This window comes from Pusillimonas sp., assembly GCF_044464525.1.
Classification (GTDB): Bacteria; Pseudomonadota; Gammaproteobacteria; order Burkholderiales; family Burkholderiaceae_B; genus Pusillimonas.
The window spans coordinates 1-21098 of the sequence record NZ_JBIQLE010000042.1 but is presented as its reverse complement, the minus strand read 5'-3'; the positions used below and the strand labels follow the sequence as shown (position 1 = coordinate 21098).

The following is a 21098-nucleotide window of genomic DNA, read 5'->3' as shown; positions in this document are numbered from 1 at the left end:
TTTGCTCTTGCAGGTGTGCGATGGCCCTTAGTTGGCGAACCATTTGCAGGCGTCTTCTACGCAGCGCGGTGTCTCGGGGTGCGCGACTACTACTGGCGGAGCGGTTCGCCGGAACCGTTTTAACCTTCAGCTTTGAGCCCGTGCATGATGTATCTGGCGCAGGAGCGTGATCCGGCGACAGAGAAGGGTCGTCCGAGGTATTCATGGTCATCTCGCTATGGCTGTTGGCGCTGCCCGGAAGGCTTTCAAGCTGCTGGCTGCACCGGGTAAAAGCCTGCTTCCATGATAGGGGTATTTGTTTACAAATGCAACTATATGAAACCCTTAAGTCAAAAAGCCTATTTTTTGACGAAATAAGCCGATTTGGCGAGCGATCTGGCCCTCAAGGCAGGCGACAATTAAACTTGATGATGTTTCACTTGTGCAGGAGCCTTGTTACACATGTCTTCCCCTGTTTTAGATCCGCTTCTTTCATCCGAGCGTGTCGAGCATGTCGATGCGGCTATCGACTCGCGCCAATCGATCCGCGCGTTCTCCAGCCGACCGGTAGACCGGGACGACATCCGCGATATCCTGGCGGTGGCCAGCCGGGCGCCCTCGGGGGCGAACGTCCAACCATGGAAAACCTATGTATTGCAGGGTAAGACTCGCGATACCTTGGTAGAGAAGGTATGCGCCGCGCACGATTCGATTTATGCCAACCCCCAGGAAGCCGAGCGCCATCAAGAGGCCTATGCCTACTATCCTCGACAATGGATCAGCCCGTATATTGAACGCCGCCGTGAGAACGGCTGGGGCCTGTATGGTCTGTTGGGAATCGCCAAAGGCGAGAAAGACCGGATGCACGCCCAACACCAACGTAATTTCCGGTTTTTCGACGCGCCGGTAGGTTTGTTCTTCACGGTGAATACCGTCATGGGGCAAGGGGCCCTGCTTGATTGCGGTGCTTTCATGCAAAACATCATGATCGCCGCGCGGGCGCGCGGGCTTGATACGTGTCCACAGGCGGCCTGGAACTCTTACGCCGGCATTATCCTGCCCCACATCGGCGCAAGCGAAGACGAAATGCTGGTATGCGGCATGTCGCTGGGTTGGGCGCAGTCTGACGCAATCGTAAACACCTTCCGGACGCCCAGGGTGCCGCCAGAAGACTTCACGGTCTGGCGAGACTAAGCCGCAATGCCGGGCAACGCGCAATATCTAAGCTTGAACCGCAGCGACGAAGCGCTGAGGCTTATTGTGCGGGGCGACTGGCTGCTGGCAAATTACCAGGCGATAGAAGCTGAGATCAGTGCTCTTCTGACTAAATCCGCCAATGCTGTGCGAGGCGGCGATCCATCGGTGCTAGGTGTCGACGAGGTCGATCTTGGCGACTTGGCCGCAGTTGATACCGCGGGGGCGGCCCAGCTTGCGCGGCTCGTCGGCCCCGCGCGCCTGCGTGAACTTCTGGCCGGGCAACAGAAACTTCCGTCCGAGCGGCTGGCCTTGTTGATGGCCGTCGCCGCGACCCAGCCCGAGAAGACCAGTTCGCCCGCTACTGCGTCCGCCCTGCGTGAGCTATTGGGCCGCATCGGCATGTCGATGGAAGACATAGGGAAGCTCATCGTGGCTTTGCTGGGCTTCATGGGGCTTACTTTCGAGGCGCTTGCCCGCAACCTCTTCCGGCCATGGCGCTGGCGCCTGACCGCCGTGGTGGCGCAACTTGAACAGGCGGGGCTTAATGCCGTACCCATTGTTGCTCTGCTGACTTTCATGGTGGGCGCGGTCATTGCGTTCCTGGGCGCGACGGTATTGGCCGATTTCGGCGCCACCATCTACACGGTCACCCTGGTTGGTTTCTCGTTTTTGCGCGAATTTGCGGTGCTGCTTACTGCGATCCTGATTGCCGGGCGCACGGCCAGTGCCTACACCGCGCAGTTGGGCTCCATGAAGGCCAATGAAGAGATCGACGCCATCCGCATGATGGGCCTGAGTCCGATCGACTTGCTGGTATTGCCGCGCATTATCGCCTTGCTGATCGCCATGCCGGCCCTGACGTTCGTGGGCATGGTGTCGGGTATCCTGGGGGGCATGTTGGTTTGCGCGGTTGCGCTCGACATTTCGCCGAGCATGTTTCTAACCATCTTCCAAAGAGACATCGACCTGCGCCATTTCTTTCTGGGCATGGCCAAGGCTCCTGTGTTTGCCTATCTGATCGCCATAATCGGCTGCCTCGAAGGGTTCAAGGTGCGCGGAAGCGCCCAGTCGGTCGGCGAGCACACCACCTCGGCGGTAGTGCAGTCCATTTTTGTCGTGATACTGATCGATGCGCTTGCCGCGCTCTTTTATATGGAGATGGGATGGTAGAAGACACCGCCGCGCCGTCCATTGTCCAGGTACGGGGGCTGGTCAACCGCTTCGGCAGCCATGTCGTGCACGAAGGTCTTGATCTGGATATCCGCGAAGGCGAGATCCTGGGAGTGGTCGGCGGCTCTGGAACCGGCAAGTCGGTGTTGTTGCGATCCATCGTCGGTTTGCAGCCGCCGGCGGCCGGCAGCATACATATGTTCGGGCACGACTTGCTTGCCTTGCCCGCCGAAAAGCGGGTACACATCGAGCGCCGCTTTGGTGTGATGTTTCAAAGCGGTGCGCTGTTTTCCTCATTGACCGTCATCGAGAATGTGGCTGTACCCCTGATGGAACAGGCAGGGCTGTCACGCCCGCAGGCCGAAGAACTGGCCCGCAGCAAGATCGGCCTGGCCGGCCTGCCCGACGCCGCGGGCGCCCAATATCCCAGTTCGTTGTCGGGAGGCATGGTGAAGCGCGCGGCGCTGGCGCGCGCGCTGGCCCTCGACCCTGATATCCTGTTCCTGGATGAACCGACGGCCGGGCTCGACCCGATCGGGGCTGGGGCGTTCGACCACCTGATCATGACTCTGCGCGATGCGTTGGGTCTAACGGTGTTTTTGGTCACCCACGATCTGGATACCTTGTATGCCAGCTGCGACCGAGTGGCGGTGCTTTCCCGGAAAAAGGTGTTGGCGGCCGATACGCTCGATCGCGTTGCGGCCATCGACGACCCGTGGATACGCGAATACTTTCATGGACCCAGAGGCCGCGCGGCGCTAGGCGCGGCGGAATCGTCTCGGAGCACGACATAATGGAACCCAGGGCGCATCATGTTCTGATCGGAGCTTTCACTGTCATCGTCGCAGTCGTGGCCGTGCTGTTTGCACTGTGGCTGGGCAAGGCGGGGCAGCATGCCGGCGAACGGCATTATGTCGTGGTCTTCAACGAGGCCGTGCGAGGCCTGACAGTGGGCAGTGCCGTGCAATACAACGGGATCAAGGTGGGCGAGGTGCAAGGCCTTACTCTCGACCCGAACGACCCGGCGGTGGTCAGGGCTCGCATCAAGGTTCAAGACAACATTCCCATCAAGCAAGATACCCGCGCGCGCCTGGTGCTTACCGGCATCACGGGCGCCTCGGTAATTGGCTTAAGCGGCGGAACCCCCGAGAGCCCCGAGCTTCCACAGCCCGAATCCGGCGACCCGGTCATTGTCGCCATGCCATCGCCCATTACGCAACTGCTGGCCAACAGCGATAACCTCATGACCAACCTGACCGCGCTTATCATGAGCGCCCAGCAGGTGCTGTCGCCTGAAAACGCCAAGCGTATCAGCAGGTCGTTAGATAATATCGAGCAGTTTTCCGCAGCGCTTGGGCAGCCGGCTGAAGACCTGGCCCAGCTCGTGCCCGCCCTGACGCAGGCAAGCCGCCAAGCTGAAGCCGCTCTTGAGCAAGCGACCGTGCTGATGGCCCGCGCCGACTCCTTGTTGGACGAACAGGGCACAAGCACGTTCCGGAGCGTCCAGCAAGCTATGGTGTCGCTGGAGGATACAGGCAAAAGCCTGAATCAATTGATCGACGAAAATCGCGCGGGTCTGCATTCGGGGGTTGACGGCCTGCGGCAGATCGGGCCGGCGCTTCACGAACTGCGCAGCACACTGGCCAGTCTTCAGGAAGTGGTGCGCAAGCTGGGCGACAGCCCGACCAATTTCTTGTTGGGTCGCACGAAGATCGAGGAGTTCGAACCATGATGCATATCATTGCGCATGCGCGGGTCTGGCTTGCCAAGGCTTGGCTGCCCGTTGTGTTGCTGGCCTTATCGGGTTGTGCCGTATTGCCCGAGTCGGAGACATTGACGTTCTACCGGCTGCCGGCGCCAGACACCGCGGTGTCGGAACAGGCCGATAACCGCGCGCCTGTGTCGGCTGTTGTGCTGCGCATAGCCACGCCTTACGGCAACAGGGCTGTGGACAGCACGCGTATTCTCGTCGTGCCCGAGCCCGAGCGAATCAGTGCCTACAAGGGCGCCCGCTGGAGCGATACCGCGCCGGTACTGCTGCGCGACCGCTTGATTGAGTCTTTTCGTGCTTCCGGAAAGTTTCGTTCCGTCGTTACGGACAGTGGCAACCTGGGGGCCGATCTGGAACTTTCGGGCGACCTTTCGCGGTTTCATGTAGTCTACCGGGCAGGCGCTCCCGTAGTGACAGTGTCGTTCGACGCCACACTGTCCGAGTCGTCTTCTTCGCGCATCCTTGCCTCGCGGCGTTTCGATGTAGAGCAGCCAGTGCATGGTAAAGAAGTGCCCGAGGTCGTGCAGGCCTTTGGCGCTGCGGTCGACGACTTGTCCGCCCGTCTGCTCGTTTGGGCGGAAGAGCAATCCAGGACGCAAGCTAATGGCTGACAATACTTTTCAAGGCGGGTTGTCGGCCCATGTCGAGGCTCTGGCGCCCGAGTGGCGCCAGGCCTTCCAGGCGGAACCTGTGCGGCGGGCCCTGCAAGACATCGACCAGTTTTTACAAAAGCGGCTCGCCGCCGGCGCGACAATTTTTCCTGCCAGGCCTTTTCGCATCCTGCAAGAGCTGGCCCCCGCAGACGTGAAGGTGGTGCTTGTGGGGCAAGACCCTTACCATGGCCCGGGTCAGGCCCAGGGCCTGGCGTTCTCTGTGCCCGACGACTGTCGTACCCCGCCCAGCCTGCGCAATATGTTCGCCGAGCTGGCACTTGAATATCCCGATCAATACCAGCCTCAGCGCAACAGCCTGCTGCGTTGGGCCAGGCAGGGAGTGTTGCTGTTGAATACCGCCCTTACCGTGGAAGCGCATCAGGCGGGCTCGCATTCGCGTTGCGGATGGACGACTGTGACCGATGCCATCCTGATGCAGGCGCTACGCCAGCTTCGGCCCAAAGTACTGTTGCTGTGGGGCGCGCATGCGCAGGCGCGCGAAGCCCTGTTGCAGAGCCACGAGACGAAGGGGCCGGTATACGTTCTGCGATCGAATCATCCTTCGCCTTTGTCCGCCACGCGGCCGCCGCGGCCCTTCATGGGTTGCGGACATTTCGCCGAGGCTAATCGCTGGCTCGAGACCCAGGGCGAGACAGGCATAGACTGGTTAAGTAATGACGAGCCGCCGGCGACTTCCGTCAACACAGCTCCAGGGCCCGATGCCGGCCGCAAGCCGCGGCAGGGTACTTTCTGGTAGCGTGTGTACGAGCCGGCGCAAGGGCTTGCCTCATGGCGGCGGTCACGCTTTATATGGGTGCTTGTCCATGTATTACTATGCCAGCATCGTGGCATATGAGCGCCATGCTTATTTCGGATCAATCAGCTTCAGGAGGTATGTTCCATGGCTTACGACAGCAACAATATATTTGCCAAGATTCTGCGCGGCGAGCTGCCTTGCATCAAAGTCTACGAAGACGACGAAACTCTCGCATTCATGGATATCATGCCGCAGGCGGACGGCCATGTGCTGATCGTGCCCAAAGAGGCCGCTGTAACCTTGCTCGATCTCTCCGAAAAGGGGGCCATGGCCGCCATACGCACAACTCGGCGCATTGCCATCGCCGTCAAGAAGGCTCTGGGCGTGGAAGGCCTGCATGTGGCTCAATTGAACGGCGCAGCGGCCGGCCAGACCGTGCCGCACATCCATTTCCATGTCATCCCGCATGCGGCCGGCGCCGTGTTGCGCATGCACGCAGCCGAGCCCGCCGCCGAAGCCGACCTGAAGGCCATGGCCGAACGCATCAAGGCTTGCCTGGCCTGAGTTGACTTAAGTCAACGCGCGCGTCGTGCCGGCTGGTACATTGGGGTAAGGTAAAAACTAGGAGTCCCACCATGGCGGAAAACAAATCACCTTCAAACCTCATGCCCGACCGGCTTACACAAACTCTGGACGAATTGGGCGCGCGTTGGGGCTGGTTCGTTGCGTTGGGCCTGGCATTGCTGGCGCTGGGCTTCATCGGTTTTGTCTACGTCTTTGCCGCAACATTGGTCAGCGTAATTTTTATCGGCGCCCTCATGTTGATCGGCGGCGTAGGCCAGTTGATCCACGCCTGGCGCGTAAAGCAACTGGCAGGCTTCTTGTTCTGGACCGCCAGCGGGCTGCTGTACGCGGGCGCCGGTGTGCTTGCCCTGGTCAACCCAGTGGCGGGGGCCTCGCTGCTGACGCTTTTGCTGGGTGCGACACTGATTGCGGTGGGCGCGCTGCGCCTGTGGATCTGGTTCAATAATCGAGGCCAGCGCGGCTGGCCATGGTTGGCGCTGTCCGGGGTGTTTACCCTTGCAACCGGAATTCTGGTGGCGGCTTTATGGCCCGGCAACAGTTTGTGGCTGCTTGGCTTGCTGTTGGCCATCGACTTGCTGATTCAGGGATGGTCTGCCCTGTTGCTGGGCTTGGCGCTTAGGCAGCGCAGATAAGCAGGCGTGCTGCTGGTGTCGGTGATGCCGCCGGCCAGCATGTCGTTCGTGCCGAAGATCACAGTGCTCGGTTGGCCGTGGCGGTTTGCCGCGGTGGCTCTCATTATGGCAAGGAAGATAGGGTAAGCTGAAAGCCAGCATCCCAGGAGAGATTTATGGCGACAAAAGAGGTTGATGGATTTGAGGTAACGTCCGGCGCGCGCCACATTGGTCAAGGGCGCCCAATTCCCCAAATTCAAACCAGAGCACTGGACGGTTCTGTTGCGCCTCGCTGGTTCGATATCGAAACAGACAAGTCGTTCCGATCCGCTCAAGAGGCGCATGCGGCTGCTAACGCGGTAGTGCTTGCCGTCGAGTCGGTGGATAAGAATGGGGTGCCGCATCCGCTGGCGTCCTGAATGGCCAGAGGGCCAGCATGCCGGTTTGTCTAGCCAAATAGCCGGCATCGGCCGAAAGTGCTTATATAACGCCTGCGGAAACAAAATGCGGCTTTGCAAAAACCTTGCAAAGCCGCATGAATACTGGTGCCGATGAAAGGAGTCGAACCCTCGACCTTCTCATTACGAATGAGCTGCTCTACCAACTGAGCTACATCGGCTAAGCCCGAAATTATACACATTCTAAGGCCGGCATGCCCCGGCCTTAAAGAGCGGCGTGCAGGCTTATCTGAAGCCCCGGCTTTTGGCCAGAGCCTCGCGTTCGAGCGTGCTGACATACCTTTGAATGCGTGCCAAGGCTGCGCCGCGCAGGTTTTCGAATGCGAACCCCAAATGCCGCAATTGTTTGCCGGCTCGCTCGAATTCGCGCATCTGCACCAGTCTCAACGTAATTTCCAGAGGTTCAGAACCAGGCAGGGCCAGGGTGCAGCCCGAGTAGATTTGCCCCACGACACCTTCCAATTGGTTTGCGGAATCAGATGCGCCCAGCCCCGTGCCGCTAAGATCTTCGAGCGACAGTGTGACCGCGCCATTTTCGACCGGAATGGTGCACAGCACGGGATTATTTTGCGGGGTGGCTACACGGAAGGTATCGCGCCGTTGTATGCGGATCAGCTCGGCGGGGTAGGGAAGATTCAAAGCCGGCCGGTCTTGATACAGTCGTGAGGTAGCCGGGCCGGTGGCGAAGCTGACGTGCACACCGTTTTGCGATGCTTCGAAATGCAGTTTTTCAGCGTCCAGCATTTGTCTGGACAGCTTGTCGTCAGAGCTGCCATCAAAGATTAGTGCTTCTTTTTTTGAGTCTATGTGCAGCAACGTGGTCAGGATAGAGGCGTCGCCGCCCGTTGCCCGCATGTGGATGAGGCGGTTTTCGAGCGCCAGGCTGCGCAATACATCCAGGATGTCCAGTTGGGACGTTAGCGCGTAGCGGTTGGTGTGCTCGGGCGTAGATTTATTGTTTTTCACGACGTATGCAGGCAAACAACTAGTGACAAAAAGCTATTACAGCAAAAATCGGGAGGCGCCGGACGATATTTCACGCAGTGTCCCGCAAAATTCGTGTGCGGCGGCTGGCATCCTGTTTCTGTGTCGGGTTGCTTTAGCGAAGGGCGTCTTCCTGAGAGTCGCTCCGCTCTTGGGTGGCGGAGGGGAATAAATCCCACACTGCAATGAACAGCGCGGCAATCAAGGGCCCAATGACGAAACCGTTCAACCCGAAAGTGGTCAGCCCCCCGATGGTGGAAATCAACACGACGTAGTCCGGCAGCTTGGTGTCCTTGCCCACCAGCAGCGGACGCAGGATGTTGTCTACCAGGCCAATGACCAGTACGCCGTACAGGATCAGGATGGTGCCCAGCCAATAATCGCCCGTGACCAGGAAATACGCGGCGACCGGCAGCCAGATGATGGCGGCCCCAACCGCCGGCAGCAACGATAGCAACGCCATGATCACGCCCCAAAGCAGGGGGCCTTCGATGCCGAGTATCCAGAAAATCAGCCCGCCCAGGGCGCCTTGGGTGGCAGCCACCACGATATTGCCCTTGAGAGTGGCACGCACGACGGTGATGAACTTATGGATGAGAAGCTGCTTGTGTTCGGTGCTGAGTGGAAGGGCCGTCATGATCTTGCGAGCCAGCGGCGAGCCATCGCGCAGCAGGAAAAACAGCAGATACAGCATGATGCCCAAGCCGATAAGGAACTGGAAGGTGTTTTGCCCTATATTGACCGCTTGCGAGGCAAGAAACTTGCTGCCTTGCAGCGCCCCGGCGGACAGCTTTTCTTGAACGCTGAACAGGTCTGTCAGGCCGAGCCGTTCGAGCGACGCGTGCAGCGAGGGTGGCAGGGCGCCGACGATCTGCTCAAAGTAACCGCCCAGGTTTAGTTCACCGCTTTCAATGCGCTTGTACAGGTTGGAACCTTCTTGCAGCAGGGACCCTGTCAGCAGTGTTAAAGGCAGGATGACCAAAAGCAGCACCAGCAGCACGGTCAGCAGCGCCGAAAGGTTCGGCCGTCCTGGCAGAAGCGTCAGAAGTCGGCGATGCAGCGGCATGAAGCTGATGGCCAGGATGGCGCCCCAGAAGATGGCGCCGTAATAGGGCAGCAGCAGCCGGCCGAAAGCCAGGGTGACAATCACCAGCAGGATGATAAAGGTTCGATAGTGCAGACCGCTATCGTTCATGAAGGCTCCGGTCGCTGTGAAAGAGGAACGCCGCGATGACGCGACGCACGCGCATTAGTATACCGGGGCTACAATCACGCTGCGCTTTTGTTCAGGCTTTGGCAGCCATGGCGCGCATACCGAACCGATCTGAGGATGGCGAGACATGCACGATAGCACTACAAAGGCTAAGGGCGAGGCGGGCCCTTCGCTGGCATTGAACGTGACAGTGCTGGCTTTTTTGGCCGGCATGGTGGGGCTTTGGACCATATTGTGCGCGGTCAGCCACAAGGCGCCCGACCTGGATGGCATGGAAGAGCTCGTCTGGGCCTCAAGCTTCGAGTTCGGCTACACAAAGCATCCTCCATTGCCCTCATGGCTGCTCTATGCCTTGACCAGTATTTTCGGCAAACCCATCTGGCTGGTCTTCTTTGCGGGGCAACTGGTTTCGGCGCTGGGCTTGTGGTTCGTGTGGCGGCTGGGCTGCGAGTTTACCTCGCCGCGCAGGGCGTTGATCGCCACTTTGATGGTGTCGACCACTTTGTATTTCTCATTGCGCGGCACCATCTATAACCACAATACCGCCCAGCTCTGGTCAATCGCGGCCAGCACCTGGCTGTTCTATCGCGCCTTGCGCTACGGGCGGGCCAGCTCTTGGCTCTGGCTGGGTGCGGTGGCCGGCCTGGCGATGATGACCAAGTACAGCGCGGTCGTACAGTTTGGCATTTTCCTTATTTTCATCGTGGTTCTGGGGCATTGGCGCGACCCCAAAGTGCAACGCGGCATCGTTCAGGCCCTTATCGTCTTTCTCGTGGTGATTTCGCCGCACGTGTACTGGCTGATCGACAATCACTTTGCGCCCTTCGGCTATCTGGACCGTTCGCTTGAGACCCAGTCTTACTCCGACGTGCTGAAAGGCATATTCGATTTCACGGTGGACCAATTGGCGCGTATCAGCCCGATGTTCATCGTGTGGCTGGGCTTGTATGTCTGGCACCGGCGCCGGCCTGTGGCCGAGCGGGGGCAAACCTATGCGTCAGAGCTGTCCAAGTGGGACAGATCGTTTCTGCTATGGGTGGGCCTGGGCCCTTTCCTGGCCACCATCTTGATGTCTGCGGTGCTGGGATCACGCCTGACGGCATCGTGGGGAACCACATTTTTTATTTTGTACGGCTATTTCGCGTTTTGGTGGCTGAGCGGTTCGGTGCAGGCGACCCTGCGCCGCACAGTCATTTTGGTGATTGCCGTACACGTATTGATGGCGATGGGTTATGCCCTGGCACGTGGCCCGCTGGCTCATTATTCAGGGCGCATGACGCGTTCAACCTTTCCCGGCCCCGAGATCGCTTTGCGCATGCAGCAGGCATGGGATGCGCACGTGCCTGGAGCCCCCCTTGGGCTCGTGGCCTCCGACACCTGGCTGGGCGGCAACATTGCCATCAACCTTGACCCTGTGGCGGAAGTGTTTGTCGGCGCAAACTATGCGCAGTCTCCCTGGCTTTCACCGGACACCGCCCTTGATTGCGGGGTTCTTGTGGCTTATAGCCCGACCTGGGGCACGCGTCCCTCTGAAGCCTTGCTGAGCCTGCATGAACAGGCCACATGGAAAGGCGTGGAAAGCCTGCGCTGGTCTTCCGAAAAAAGCCCGGTCATCGAAGTCGTCTGGGGCATTGTCCCGCCGACCGACGCCTGTGCCCGGTAAGCTGTCTACGACAGCTCGCCGGCATCAGAGGGCGTCACTCAACCGCAAGAGCGGCTCCGGCACTCCAGTGGTTGGCGGCCAGTGCGGCGGCTTCAGCGTCAGAGAGGTCGTCATGCACATAGAACCGCTTCTGCTCGAGCGGTGAACCGGTCTGCGCGTTTGCCAGCACGCGCAGCGAATAGTCCGGTTCATCCAGCATGTCGCTGGTTTCCGAAGGTTGCGAAATGATGTGGACCCGCTTGCCATGCAAGCGGCCGCCCAAGCAGATGGTCGTTGCCATGAAGGTCTCCGTTATAAATATGGTTATGTCGCCCGCGAAAGGCTAAAGCCATTATGCCAGCCGTTTATATTTACGATGGCGGCAGGGCGTTACAGTGGCAGAAAAACGATAGGAGGATATATGCCTGCTTATGCAGTTGCGGTGATGTGCTGCTGGTCGAGGGCGTGTCGCAGGGGCATAAGGGCGCCGATATTCTCGGCTGAAATAAGTCGGCAGTAAGTCCGTCCAATACTACCCAAGGAAAAGGGCCTACGTTTTCACGTAAGCCCTTGAAATGCTTGGCTCCCCGAACAGGGTTCGAACCTGTGACCTGCGGATTAACAGTCCGTCGCTCTACCGGCTGAGCTATCGGGGATCAAAGAAGAAAAACTATAGCATAAATTTCTGAAACGGCGCAAGTTAACGCGCTACATTTTACCGAGTGTGGGAGGTTCGGCAGCACCAGCGACACGCGTTGATTCGGCTCCAGGAAGGGCGCAGCCGCTGGGCTTTCGCAATGGCGTCCTCACAAGTTGAATGAGAGTCCAAGTCGATTTGGTTGGCGCGATGCGGCATGAAGGTGCATCCTATGGTCGCGTTGTGAACGTCATAGTCGCCGTTGGGTAATCTTCCGTCGTCCAGTATGAAATGTGGCACTGTCGCTCCGTAGTTGGGTTGGATCAGGTCTCCGCGTCTTCTTCGGAAGGAGCATCCACCTTCCGCCCGTTTACCACAATAGCTTGCACTTAATTCGGCCGTGAGTAAACAGATTTCACGCGTTCAATGCCATCTTGGTGTCTGGGCCCGCTTGCTATCGTCTTTCACCGCTGCGGCAACAGTTGCAGCCCCGTGCGACGAACCAACTCTTCATAGCTTATCGGCGGACCCGCTGTGGTGTTTGCATTGTTGGCTTGCCAATGCGCCCATGAACGACCCGTGGCGGCATCGTAGACCAGCTTGTACAGGTGAGTCGGCACCGCCACCTTGCCTTCTCCGATTTTCCTCGGTTGGCCTATATAGACCGGGCCGGTAAAGACATAGACATCACCCCGGGCGCGCATAATGTATTTGCGCGTGTCGCTCTCGATTTTTGCCCAGGCGCCTGAATTGTGGCGCTGGTCTTGCGGAACCATGTTCGCCAGGCTGAAGCTTTGTGCCATGGCCGAGGCTGTGTGCATGTCGGCAGCCGGCGCCATGTGGCCGCGTGAATACCCCGAGTTGCGATAATCGTTCAGCTCGGCGCGCTCCATCGCCGGCAGGCGCGCCTCGGGGTAGAAGCGGTCGGTGCGCTCGATGCCGCGGCCTTGGTTCAATATTTGTCGGTTCAATCGTTGTGCCACAACTACCGGTGTCTTGGTGTGCCCGTTGTGCAAGACGGCAAAAGCATCGAAGCACAATTCGCGCAGCGCCGCAGCAGCGGGCACTATCGGTGGCTGCCCTCCAGGGAAGAACTGGCGACACTTCGCGAAGCTTGTCTGAGCCTGTGGCCCGCCGGCAACCACTTGTGGCGCCACTTGCCCCTGGCCTGGCAGCCCAATCTGAGACAGTATGGGCTCGAGCGGTATCCGCTCGCACAATTGCGGATGTAAAACACAGCTCGCCGCACTGAATGACGTTACGGCGGAAACTACGAGCGCCCTAAAAAAGCGCTTGACGCGGCCCGACCGGGATTTCCTGCTGCTACTGCTGCGTCGTCTACGGACTACAGACTTCTTCTTTCTTGCCATGGCGGCCATTGTAGACAAGGTTCGACTTGCTCTGAATCAATACCGTCCGCATGCATTAGAAAGTAGAAAGGGCGTGGAAGCGCCGGCCACGACACTGTCGGTCAGAGCCGCTCAACCCGCGGAATGGAACTTGCTGAAGATTTCACTCATACCTGCATGGGCAGGCATGCCGGCTATCAGCACAACGTCCGGAAGGAGATTCTCATGGCTATTTGCGATTCATGCGGGAATGATTACGACAAGGCATTCCAGCTCAGTATTTCAGGAAAAACCTACACTTTCGACAGCTTCGAGTGCGCCATTCACACGGTTGCGCCGCATTGCGAGCACTGCAATGTGCCCATAATCGGCCATGGGCTGGAGCAAAACGGAAGAATGTTCTGTTGCGCTCACTGCGCACAGAAGGCAAATGTCTCTGGCTTGAAGGACCGAGCGGAATCCTGAATTTCGCATTGCCGGCCATGGCGCGAGGCCACGCTGGGTCTGCCAGCGGCAAAGAGACAAAATGGTTACCGAAGATTAGAATGGCTTGGTCAACATTTGTGGCGCCCCCGCCCGCGGGGAAGCGCCTGCCACCAACTTCTTTATTCAGGACGCCATGACGCAGACCACACCTCAAATCTATCGCGCCGATCAGGTCGGCAGTTTTTTGCGCCCCAAGTATCTGCTGGACGCGCGTGATCAATTCGCCAAAGGCCAGATCAATGCTGAGCAGCTTCGCGAAGTCGAAGACAAGGCCATTAGTGAAATCGTTAAATTCCAGGAAGACGTAGGCCTGAAAACGATCACCGATGGCGAGTTTCGCCGCACGTTCTTCCATGTGGACTTCTTGAAGCAAATCGGCGGGGTTCAAAGCGACGAACCCTTTGCCTTTCAGAAGCCCGACGGCACGATGGAGCTGGCTCCGCCCACCATTCGTGTGGTCGACAAGGTGAAGCATGCCAAAGACATACAAAAGGCCGATTTCGAATACCTGAAATCGCAGGTATCGGCTGGCCATACCCCCAAGGTGTGCATACCATCGCCTACCATGCTGCACTTTCGCGGCGGGCGTGGCGGCATCAGCAAAGAACACTACCCCGAGCTTGAGCCCGATTTCTATCAGGACGTTGCCAACGCCTATGGCGACGAATTGCGTTCGCTGGCCGCCGCCGGCTGCACCTATGTGCAAATGGACGACACCAACCTGGCTTATCTATGTGACGAAAACATGCGTGAGGCGGCACGCAACCGGGGCGACGACCCCAACGAGCTGCCGCACCGGTATGCCGGTTTCATCAACCGCGTGGTGGCGCAACGGCCTGAAGGCATGACCTTGGGCATCCATCTGTGTCGGGGCAACTTCAAAAGCACCCATGCGGCTTCAGGCAATTACGAGCCTGTCGCCGAGGCGCTGCTTTCCGAGATGCATGTCGATACTTATTTCCTGGAATACGACGATGAGCGCAGCGGCGATTTCCGGCCCCTGCGTTATCTGCCCAAGGGCAAACTGGTGGTGTTGGGGCTGGTCACGACCAAGTTCGGAACCATGGAATCCAAAGACGACCTCAAGCGCCGCATCGACGAGGCGGCCAAGTACGTGCCACTCGAGCAGTTGGCACTGTCGCCGCAGTGCGGGTTTTCCAGTACCGTGCACGGCAACGACATCGCCTTTGAAGATCAGCGCAACAAGCTGCGCCTGGTCATCGAGACGGCTCAGGAAGTCTGGGGCGAAGCTTAATCTTTACGTGTGTGGGGCCGGTCCTGCAGGGCCGGCTGATATGAACCTCGATCTGTTCGATACGGCTTCTTCAAAGGAAACCGAAGCGTTGGGGCGGCATGCTTTTGTATTGCGAGGGTATGCCTTGCCCTTTGTCGAAGGGATCCTGCCCGCGCTTGCCGCGATTGAAGCCGCGGCGCCGTTTCGCCGCATGCAAACGCCGGGCGGCCATACGATGTCTGCCGCGTTGACAAATTGCGGCGAACTGGGCTGGGTCAGCGATCGTAGCGGCTATCGATATTCCTCTGTCGACCCGCTTTCGGGGCGCCCATGGCCTGCCATGCCCGAAGTATTCAGGCAATTGGCTCAAGAAGCCGCCCGCGCCGCCGGCCTGCCGAACTTCAAGCCCGACGCATGTTTATTGAACTGCTACCTGCCGGGCTCGAAGATGGCCCTGCATCAAGACAAGAACGAGAATGACCTGACGGCGTCAATAGTGTCTGTGTCATTGGGCATACCGGCCGTATTCCTGTTTGGCGGTCATCACCGCAGCGACAAGGCTGCGCGCGTGCCCCTGTTCCACGGCGATGTGGTCGTGTGGGGCGGGGAAGACCGCATGAGGTTTCATGGCATCCTGCCGATCAAGCCCGCCGAACATTCGCTGTTGGGCGGCCGACGCATCAACTTCACGTTCAGGCAGGCCGGTTAACGCCCGCCTCGCTTTGTTGTGCGTCAGTGCAATGCGCGTAATGCGGCGCTAGGCCAGCCACGCCATCGGCTGCTTGGTCAGGGCCACGCCAACGATATACAGGAAGATGATTACCGCGATGATAGCCGCGACAGCGCGGCTGGCCGGCGTTTTGCCGCGCTTTATGGCTATCATGCCCACGGCGATGTAAAGCACAAGGCCGACGATCTTGGCGGCGATCCAGGGCTGGTGCCAGCCCAGCACGCTGGCCAGGTAGACGCCGGCCAACAGCAAAATAGTGTCGATGATGTGAGGGGCGATGCGCGCGAACCCCGATTGCAAGCGGGGCGAGCCGTTGACGGACCAACAGGCGCGAATGATGAACAGCACGATGCTTACAACGGCTGCGGTCATGTGTAAATGCTTGATGTATAGATAGGTCATGTTTTATTGAGGCATACAGAAGGGGGCGGGCCGGCGTATTAGCCGGCTTCCGGGAAAGGATCATCGGGCATTGTGGGCGAAATCGAAGGGTCGGTAAAGGCGTGAGTGCTAAATTGCCTGCGTCAACCAAGCGTTAACGCTGAGAGGTAACAATTACTATTTGCTCCGTTTTCTTATATTATTCAGCATGCAGGGCACATTTGTTTACACATGTGCTGAATATTTCACGTTTTCTTGCTGCCATGACTCCTAATTGGGCCCTCTTGTCCTTGCGTATTGGTGTTGCCGTGCCCGGGCCCAGAGGCCAACTTACCGCTATCGACAAGCAGGCTGTCACACGCGCCCAGTATCTTGAAGAAAACCGGTTTCGCAAAGATCAGCAGGGCGATACCGTGCATCATGGCGGCCCGGAAAAAGCCGTGCATCATTACGCTGCCGACCATTACGAAAAGTGGGCCGAAGACTTAGCCGGCCTGCCGGTGCAAAACCTGCACGAGGGCGGGTTTGGCGAGAATATCTCCACCCTGGGTCTTACCGAAGATGACGTGGCCATAGGCGATATTTTCGAGCTTGGCGATGCGGTGATCCAGGTTTCACAGCCACGGCAGCCGTGTTGGAAGCTCAACGAACGCTTCAATGTGCCAGATATGGCGCTTCGGGTGCAAACCACCGGCCGAACCGGGTGGTACTACCGTGTGTTGCAAACCGGCTGGGTCCAGCCCGACGATCTCTTGCGGCGGATCACACGACCGCAGCCCGACTGGACGCTTACCCGCGTCTTGCGCATCTTGTATGATGGCCGATTCGAGCCCGCCGAGCTGGCTGCTTTGGCCGAGCTTGCCGAGCTTTCCCCCCGGCTGCGCGATCTTGCCGCCAAGAGGCTTTCGTCCTTGACGGTGGAAGACTGGACCCGGCGGCTTCACGGTTAAGCTGCCCCAGCCCTCGGTGGTGTGAACGGGGCATGCCATATTGTGCTCCTGCGCCTTAAGCCGCTATCTGAATCATGTCGTTGAATCTCTTTGTTGAATAACCTCGTCTTTATTGAAGGTACCGCATGCCATTTATCAATATCACCGCCACCCAGCCCCTTTCCGCCGAGCAAAAAAAGCAACTGATAGAGCGCACCAGCGATGCGGTCATCGAGACGCTGTCAACTTCGCTGCCTTCGGTGCGCATCCTGCTTAATGAGCTGCCTTCCGGGCATTATTTTTGCGGCGGCAAATTCGACGTGGCTGCCATTCTGTTCGACATCGACATGATCGAAGGGCGCACAGAAGAGGTCAAGGCCAACCTCATCCACAGGCTAAGCCAAGTGGCCCACGAAGCTACCGGCTTCCCACTGGACGACGTCCGCACCCGTTTGTCGGATTTTCCCAAAGAGAACATCGGCATCGCCGGCGGCATCACCGCCAAGAAGGCGGGGCGCTAGCACCCTGGAAATGCGATAGCGCCAGGCCGCCCGGGCCGGCTTTCCTTCTTCGGACGCGAAAGGCCGGCATATTCAATCGCTTGTGAACGCTGAACGTAAGTTCGGTCTTCGGGCGGTTGAATATGCCGGCTTTTTTGCGTGCGGGGGGTACTGTTGACAGCAACTCAGCGTCATGTGAAAGACGCGCATGCTCGATGTTTGAATTAAATAAATGCCGGTTTTGCGTACGGCTTAAGTAAAAACCACGACAGCTGAGTGGTTTTCAGGCGACAGTCTGTAAGCTTCACAAGCGAGAGTTTCCCTGGGTGCAAAGACGTCGAGTTTGTTACATCAGCTATGGTTTCGTCGCTGTCTGCTGAAGCGGATTTATCCTTAAGCATTGATTCAATGGGTAAAAACCCTAGGCTATATTCTTGGGCTAGAGGTTTCAATTTTACGCTTTCATGGTTAAATGTAACGGCCAGATACACCGCATACTAAATTAAAGGGAGGCAAGCTCCCTTATCAAGCATTTGACCGATTAATTCGACAGAGGCAGTTTATGACCACGACTTGGAAGCAGAAGAAAGCCATACTGAGGGTGACGACGCTAGCGGCTGCGTTGATGGGTGTTTATGGGGGGGCCGGGGCTCAGACAGTTATAACGAATCCTTATGTCTGCTCGAGCGGACAATGTTCTTTGGACGACGCCCAGTACTCTGTTACTGATAACGATAATAAAAATACCTGGGCCGTCCAAGCCAAGAATGCAGGTACCGAACTTACCATCGATGGCGGGTCTATTGAAGCCTTGGGCCGTAAGAACCGGGCGGTGGGCGCCACCCATGGAGCCCAGGTGTTCCTCAACGACGTTGAAGTCAATACTGAAACCTCGGATTCCAACTATTGGGGCAACCACGGGGTACAGGCCCATGGCAAGGACAGCAGCGTCGAGATCAACGGCGCTCACATCTCCACCACTGGCAAGTACAGCAACGGCATCCAGGCCCAAGATCGTGGCCAGGTCCATGGCAGCGATGTCACCATTACCGCCAACGGGGGCTCGAGCTACACATTCGGCGTCGAGGCGGGCAGCGGAGGGGGGGTTGCTCTTACTGACAGCACCATCTCTGTGTCAGGCGCCGGCGCGGCGGGTGCGCGCGCTTACACGGGCGCGCCCACTAGTGATGGAAAACAAGTTCAAGGCCTGGTCAGTCTGGAGCGCACAAACGTCAGTGTGGGCACCGGTGCGATCGGCTTGATGGCGGGCGATACCGATGATGGCGTCGATGGCAGCGCCGGAACCATTCAATTTGCGGACGGCAAGGTTGTCTCCGAGGACGGGCCCGCCGCACTGGTACGGTTCGGCAGCCTTTTGTACGTTGAAAACTCTGAGCTTGAATCCAGTGGGCATACCGTTGATGTGGAAGGGGTGGGTTCCAAGGCCTCGTTCCGGGGCGCACGCATCAAGACTGATGGCGTGGGAACCGGCAATAAGGGCCTGATCGCGGCCGTGCACGCCGACGACCATGCCAGCGTTTCCATTTTCGATAGTTCCGTTGAAGCCTCCGGCGCCCAGTACACCCGGGGTCTCCTGGCCACGAATGCCGGCCACATCCAGACCGAACGCGTCGCTGTCTCAACCACGGGCGACAATTCACACGCGGTGCAAGCTCATGGGGCAGTACCTACAGGGACGGTGCCTATTTTTTCCCGCATCCATCTTGAAGGCGGCTCGGTCCACACCGAGGGCAGGGAATCTTATGGGCTGTATGCGCAGCAATTCGGCAGCGTCACAGCCAAGGACGTGGCAATCACCACAGACGGCGAGGCTGGCTTTGGCGCATTCGCCTACAACAACGGCGACCTTCAGATTACCGGCGGGTCGATCACCACAAACGGTGAAATCAGTTTTGAACATCCCACGCTTGACGTCGATGTCGGCAACTACGGCGTGCTGGTCAAGAACAAAAGCACCGCCATTATCGACGGCACCACGATAACCACCAGGGGCGCGGACGCCCAGGGCCTGCGCGCCGAGAACGACGGCGCCGAGGGCCACATACAGGACACCAGTTCGTCCATCAACGCGACAAACGTTACGGTAATCACCAGCGGCGAAGACGCCCATGGCGTCACGGCCTATGGCAGCGCGGCCAAGGACGGTGAATGGATACCGGGAAGCACGGTATCGTTCAACGGCGGTTCCATCAGCACCAGCGGCGACGGGGCGGTCGGGGCACTGGCGCAAAGCGGCGCCCTGGTGATGTTGAACGATACACAGATCACCACCACCGGTACTCAAGGCCACGGCGTCGGCGCTTCAAGCAACACGTTTTCGAATCCCACGATCAACGCCTATGGCCCCTCGCTGGCTGTCCTCAACAAGGTCCACATCCGCACTTCGGGTGATGGCGCCTTCGGTGTGGCGGCCTTCAACGGCGACAGCCAAATCCAGCTCACCGAGAGCTCGATCACCACTTCCGGGGAAGGCGGCGCAGGCGTATTCCTTGGCAACGGCGCCGACGTCACGCTGGACCGCGTTACGGTCGAAACCAAAGGGCCGTCGATTCTTTCGTACTTTGGCCCCAATGAGGATGTGGAGCAAATTGCCGGCGATCTCGAACAGTCGATCGAAGTAAAAGATTCGGTGCTGGAGACGAACAACGGCGTCTTGATGCGCATCGACCGCAAGGCCGGCGCCGAGGACGGCGAGGTTTTCCTCGACCTGCTGGGCGCCACCACGGCCGTCGGCAACATTGAGAACTACGGCGCCGACGGCAAGCTGGATTCGCGCGCAAACCGGGAAAAATACACCCACGTCAAGCTGGATGACACCGCCTCGTGGATAGGCGTGATGGTCGACGCTTCAACCACGGTGGCCAAGTCGGGCGATACAGTAAGCGGCAACCTGGACGGCGACGTCACCGCCGGCGACAACTCCACGGTCTCATTCCAGAACGTGCCGCAAATCAACGGCAGTGTATCGGTAACACCAGGCTCGCAGTTTACTTTCGGAGGAAATACCGCTACCTCCATCAGCGGCAATTTCTTCGGCATGCCGGGCTCCGGGGCCACGTTCAACAATGGCGCCAACATCGCCGGCTCGGTGCAGGGGGCGGGAAGCAGCTTCACGTTCAACGGCGACGCCAATATCAGCGGCCCCGTACAGGGTAGCGGCAGCCAGTTCCAGTTCAGCACCAGCGGCGGCAGCACCAACTTGGGGTCGCTCGATCTTGGCGAAGGCTCTTCCATCGGTGGGGGAACCAGCGACAACCCCATCAACGTGCAGGGTGATGCCAACATTGCCGGCGGTTCGACGCTGGGCGGCAACGTCAACATCAACGGGCATCTGTCGCTGGCGAACTCCTTCCTTAGCCCTGGCAACTCCATCGGCGGGGTATGGGTCGATACCATTGCTCCGCTTGCCGGCAACACCTTCCAGGTAGAGGTCGACGGCAACGGCCAGGCCGACTTGCTGGTCGTGCGAAGCGGCAACGTCGAGCTGGACGGGGCCAAGCTTCAGGTAGATCAGTACGGCGGCTATCGCCTCGATCATGACTACACCATCATCCGCACCGAGGCGGGAACGGTCGTGGGCCAGTTCGCCTCGCAAGAGCTCGGCGATACGTTTGCCGGCACGCTGGTGCAGCTTGACCCCACCAAGTATGGCGAGAAAGACGTCAAGATCAGCCTGTCGGCAAATCAAGACGCCATTGATCGCGCCGGCTACTCGTCCAACCAGAACGCCACGCTCGACGGCGTGTTGTCGGTAATCGGCCAGAACGCTTCGGCCGATGCCGTGATGTTCATGCAGCCCGAGGCGCGCAAA

The 21098-nt window shown here is 58.8% G+C and carries 22 protein-coding genes and 2 tRNA genes; 16 read left to right on the top strand and 8 right to left on the bottom strand.

The features are described 5' to 3' along the window. A partial coding sequence (locus ACIY1O_RS16180) for a hypothetical protein (protein ID WP_397476129.1) occupies positions 1 to 205 on the bottom strand: 205 nt, incomplete at its 3' end. 236 nt (positions 206 to 441) lie between these two features. Here ACIY1O_RS16180 and ACIY1O_RS16175 point away from each other — a divergent pair. From ACIY1O_RS16175 to ACIY1O_RS16135, 9 genes are all read left to right on the top strand, one after another. Continuing rightward, positions 442 to 1173, top strand: a complete 732-nt coding sequence (locus ACIY1O_RS16175; protein WP_397476128.1) for a nitroreductase — start codon at positions 442 to 444, stop codon at positions 1171 to 1173. A gap of 6 nt (positions 1174 to 1179) precedes the next feature. Then, positions 1180 to 2346: an MlaE family ABC transporter permease gene (locus ACIY1O_RS16170; protein WP_397476127.1), complete on the top strand. Its 1167-nt coding sequence runs from the start codon at positions 1180 to 1182 to the stop codon at positions 2344 to 2346. Continuing rightward, positions 2340 to 3140, top strand: coding sequence for an ABC transporter ATP-binding protein (locus tag ACIY1O_RS16165; RefSeq protein ID WP_397476126.1), 801 nt, complete (start codon positions 2340 to 2342; stop codon positions 3138 to 3140). The genes ACIY1O_RS16170 and ACIY1O_RS16165 overlap by 7 nt, the downstream gene beginning before the upstream one ends. Further along, positions 3140 to 4078: an MlaD family protein gene (locus tag ACIY1O_RS16160; RefSeq protein ID WP_397476125.1), complete on the top strand. Its 939-nt coding sequence runs from the start codon at positions 3140 to 3142 to the stop codon at positions 4076 to 4078. The genes ACIY1O_RS16165 and ACIY1O_RS16160 overlap by 1 nt, the downstream gene beginning before the upstream one ends. Beyond that, positions 4075 to 4728, top strand: coding sequence for an ABC-type transport auxiliary lipoprotein family protein (locus ACIY1O_RS16155; RefSeq protein ID WP_397476124.1), 654 nt, complete (start codon positions 4075 to 4077; stop codon positions 4726 to 4728). Before ACIY1O_RS16160 ends, ACIY1O_RS16155 begins: the two co-directional genes overlap by 4 nt. Beyond that, complete coding sequence (locus ACIY1O_RS16150) at positions 4721 to 5527, top strand: uracil-DNA glycosylase (protein WP_397476123.1); 807 nt, start codon at positions 4721 to 4723, stop codon at positions 5525 to 5527. Before ACIY1O_RS16155 ends, ACIY1O_RS16150 begins: the two co-directional genes overlap by 8 nt. A 144-nt stretch (positions 5528 to 5671) precedes the next feature. Next, on the top strand, positions 5672 to 6091 hold the full coding sequence (locus ACIY1O_RS16145; RefSeq protein WP_397476122.1) for an HIT family protein: 420 nt from the start codon (positions 5672 to 5674) through the stop codon (positions 6089 to 6091). A 71-nt stretch (positions 6092 to 6162) separates the two neighbouring features. After that, the gene (locus ACIY1O_RS16140; RefSeq protein WP_397476121.1) at positions 6163 to 6744 is read left to right on the top strand and encodes an HdeD family acid-resistance protein; all 582 of its coding nucleotides are present in this window, start codon (positions 6163 to 6165) and stop codon (positions 6742 to 6744) included. Positions 6745 to 6899: 155 nt separating this feature from the next. Then, entirely contained in the window at positions 6900 to 7142 is a 243-nt protein-coding gene (locus ACIY1O_RS16135) for a hypothetical protein (protein ID WP_397476120.1), read from the top strand. A 124-nt stretch (positions 7143 to 7266) separates the two neighbouring features. Here the strand turns inward: ACIY1O_RS16135 and ACIY1O_RS16130 are convergent. From ACIY1O_RS16130 to ACIY1O_RS16120, 3 genes are all read right to left on the bottom strand, one after another. Further along, a tRNA-Thr gene (locus ACIY1O_RS16130) sits at positions 7267 to 7342 on the bottom strand. A gap of 64 nt (positions 7343 to 7406) precedes the next feature. Next, on the bottom strand, positions 7407 to 8147 hold the full coding sequence (locus ACIY1O_RS16125) for a flagellar brake protein (protein WP_397476119.1): 741 nt from the start codon (positions 8145 to 8147) through the stop codon (positions 7407 to 7409). 133 nt (positions 8148 to 8280) lie between these two features. Next, positions 8281 to 9360 carry an AI-2E family transporter gene (locus ACIY1O_RS16120; protein ID WP_397476118.1) on the bottom strand — a complete coding sequence of 360 codons (1080 nt, stop codon included), beginning with the start codon at positions 9358 to 9360 and terminating at the stop codon, positions 8281 to 8283. 145 nt (positions 9361 to 9505) lie between these two features. On the opposite strand from ACIY1O_RS16120, the gene ACIY1O_RS16115 reads away from it, so the two are divergent. Continuing rightward, on the top strand, positions 9506 to 11041 hold the full coding sequence (locus ACIY1O_RS16115) for a glycosyltransferase family 39 protein (protein WP_397476117.1): 1536 nt from the start codon (positions 9506 to 9508) through the stop codon (positions 11039 to 11041). Positions 11042 to 11075: 34 nt separating this feature from the next. On the opposite strand, the gene ACIY1O_RS16110 is transcribed toward ACIY1O_RS16115, so the two are convergent. The 3 genes from ACIY1O_RS16110 to ACIY1O_RS16100 all read right to left on the bottom strand — a co-directional run bounded on the left by ACIY1O_RS16110 (position 11076) and on the right by ACIY1O_RS16100 (position 13027). Continuing rightward, a complete protein-coding gene (locus ACIY1O_RS16110) occupies positions 11076 to 11321 on the bottom strand; it encodes a hypothetical protein (RefSeq protein WP_397476116.1) in 246 nt (81 codons plus the stop codon). Between the two features lie 279 nt (positions 11322 to 11600). After that, a tRNA-Asn gene (locus ACIY1O_RS16105) sits at positions 11601 to 11676 on the bottom strand. A gap of 445 nt (positions 11677 to 12121) precedes the next feature. Next, positions 12122 to 13027: a DNA/RNA non-specific endonuclease gene (locus ACIY1O_RS16100; protein ID WP_397476130.1), complete on the bottom strand. Its 906-nt coding sequence runs from the start codon at positions 13025 to 13027 to the stop codon at positions 12122 to 12124. 204 nt (positions 13028 to 13231) lie between these two features. Between ACIY1O_RS16100 and ACIY1O_RS16095 the strand changes: the two genes are divergently transcribed. From ACIY1O_RS16095 to alkB, 3 genes are all read left to right on the top strand, one after another. Further along, positions 13232 to 13471, top strand: coding sequence for a hypothetical protein (locus tag ACIY1O_RS16095; protein WP_397476115.1), 240 nt, complete (start codon positions 13232 to 13234; stop codon positions 13469 to 13471). A 154-nt stretch (positions 13472 to 13625) separates the two neighbouring features. Continuing rightward, positions 13626 to 14747, top strand: coding sequence for a 5-methyltetrahydropteroyltriglutamate--homocysteine S-methyltransferase (locus ACIY1O_RS16090; protein ID WP_397476114.1), 1122 nt, complete (start codon positions 13626 to 13628; stop codon positions 14745 to 14747). A gap of 40 nt (positions 14748 to 14787) precedes the next feature. Then, on the top strand, positions 14788 to 15435 hold the full coding sequence (alkB, locus tag ACIY1O_RS16085; RefSeq protein ID WP_397476113.1) for a DNA oxidative demethylase AlkB: 648 nt from the start codon (positions 14788 to 14790) through the stop codon (positions 15433 to 15435). A 48-nt stretch (positions 15436 to 15483) separates the two neighbouring features. On the opposite strand, the gene ACIY1O_RS16080 is transcribed toward alkB, so the two are convergent. Next, a complete protein-coding gene (locus ACIY1O_RS16080; RefSeq protein WP_397476112.1) occupies positions 15484 to 15858 on the bottom strand; it encodes a SirB2 family protein in 375 nt (124 codons plus the stop codon). Between the two features lie 242 nt (positions 15859 to 16100). On the opposite strand from ACIY1O_RS16080, the gene ACIY1O_RS16075 reads away from it, so the two are divergent. The 3 genes from ACIY1O_RS16075 to ACIY1O_RS16065 form a co-directional block, all read left to right on the top strand. Continuing rightward, positions 16101 to 16787: an MOSC domain-containing protein gene (locus ACIY1O_RS16075; RefSeq protein WP_397476111.1), complete on the top strand. Its 687-nt coding sequence runs from the start codon at positions 16101 to 16103 to the stop codon at positions 16785 to 16787. Positions 16788 to 16912: 125 nt separating this feature from the next. Beyond that, positions 16913 to 17287: a tautomerase family protein gene (locus ACIY1O_RS16070; protein WP_397476110.1), complete on the top strand. Its 375-nt coding sequence runs from the start codon at positions 16913 to 16915 to the stop codon at positions 17285 to 17287. A 541-nt stretch (positions 17288 to 17828) separates the two neighbouring features. Next, positions 17829 to 21098 (top strand): beta strand repeat-containing protein (locus ACIY1O_RS16065; RefSeq protein WP_397476109.1); only part of this gene is annotated, 3270 nt, incomplete at its 3' end.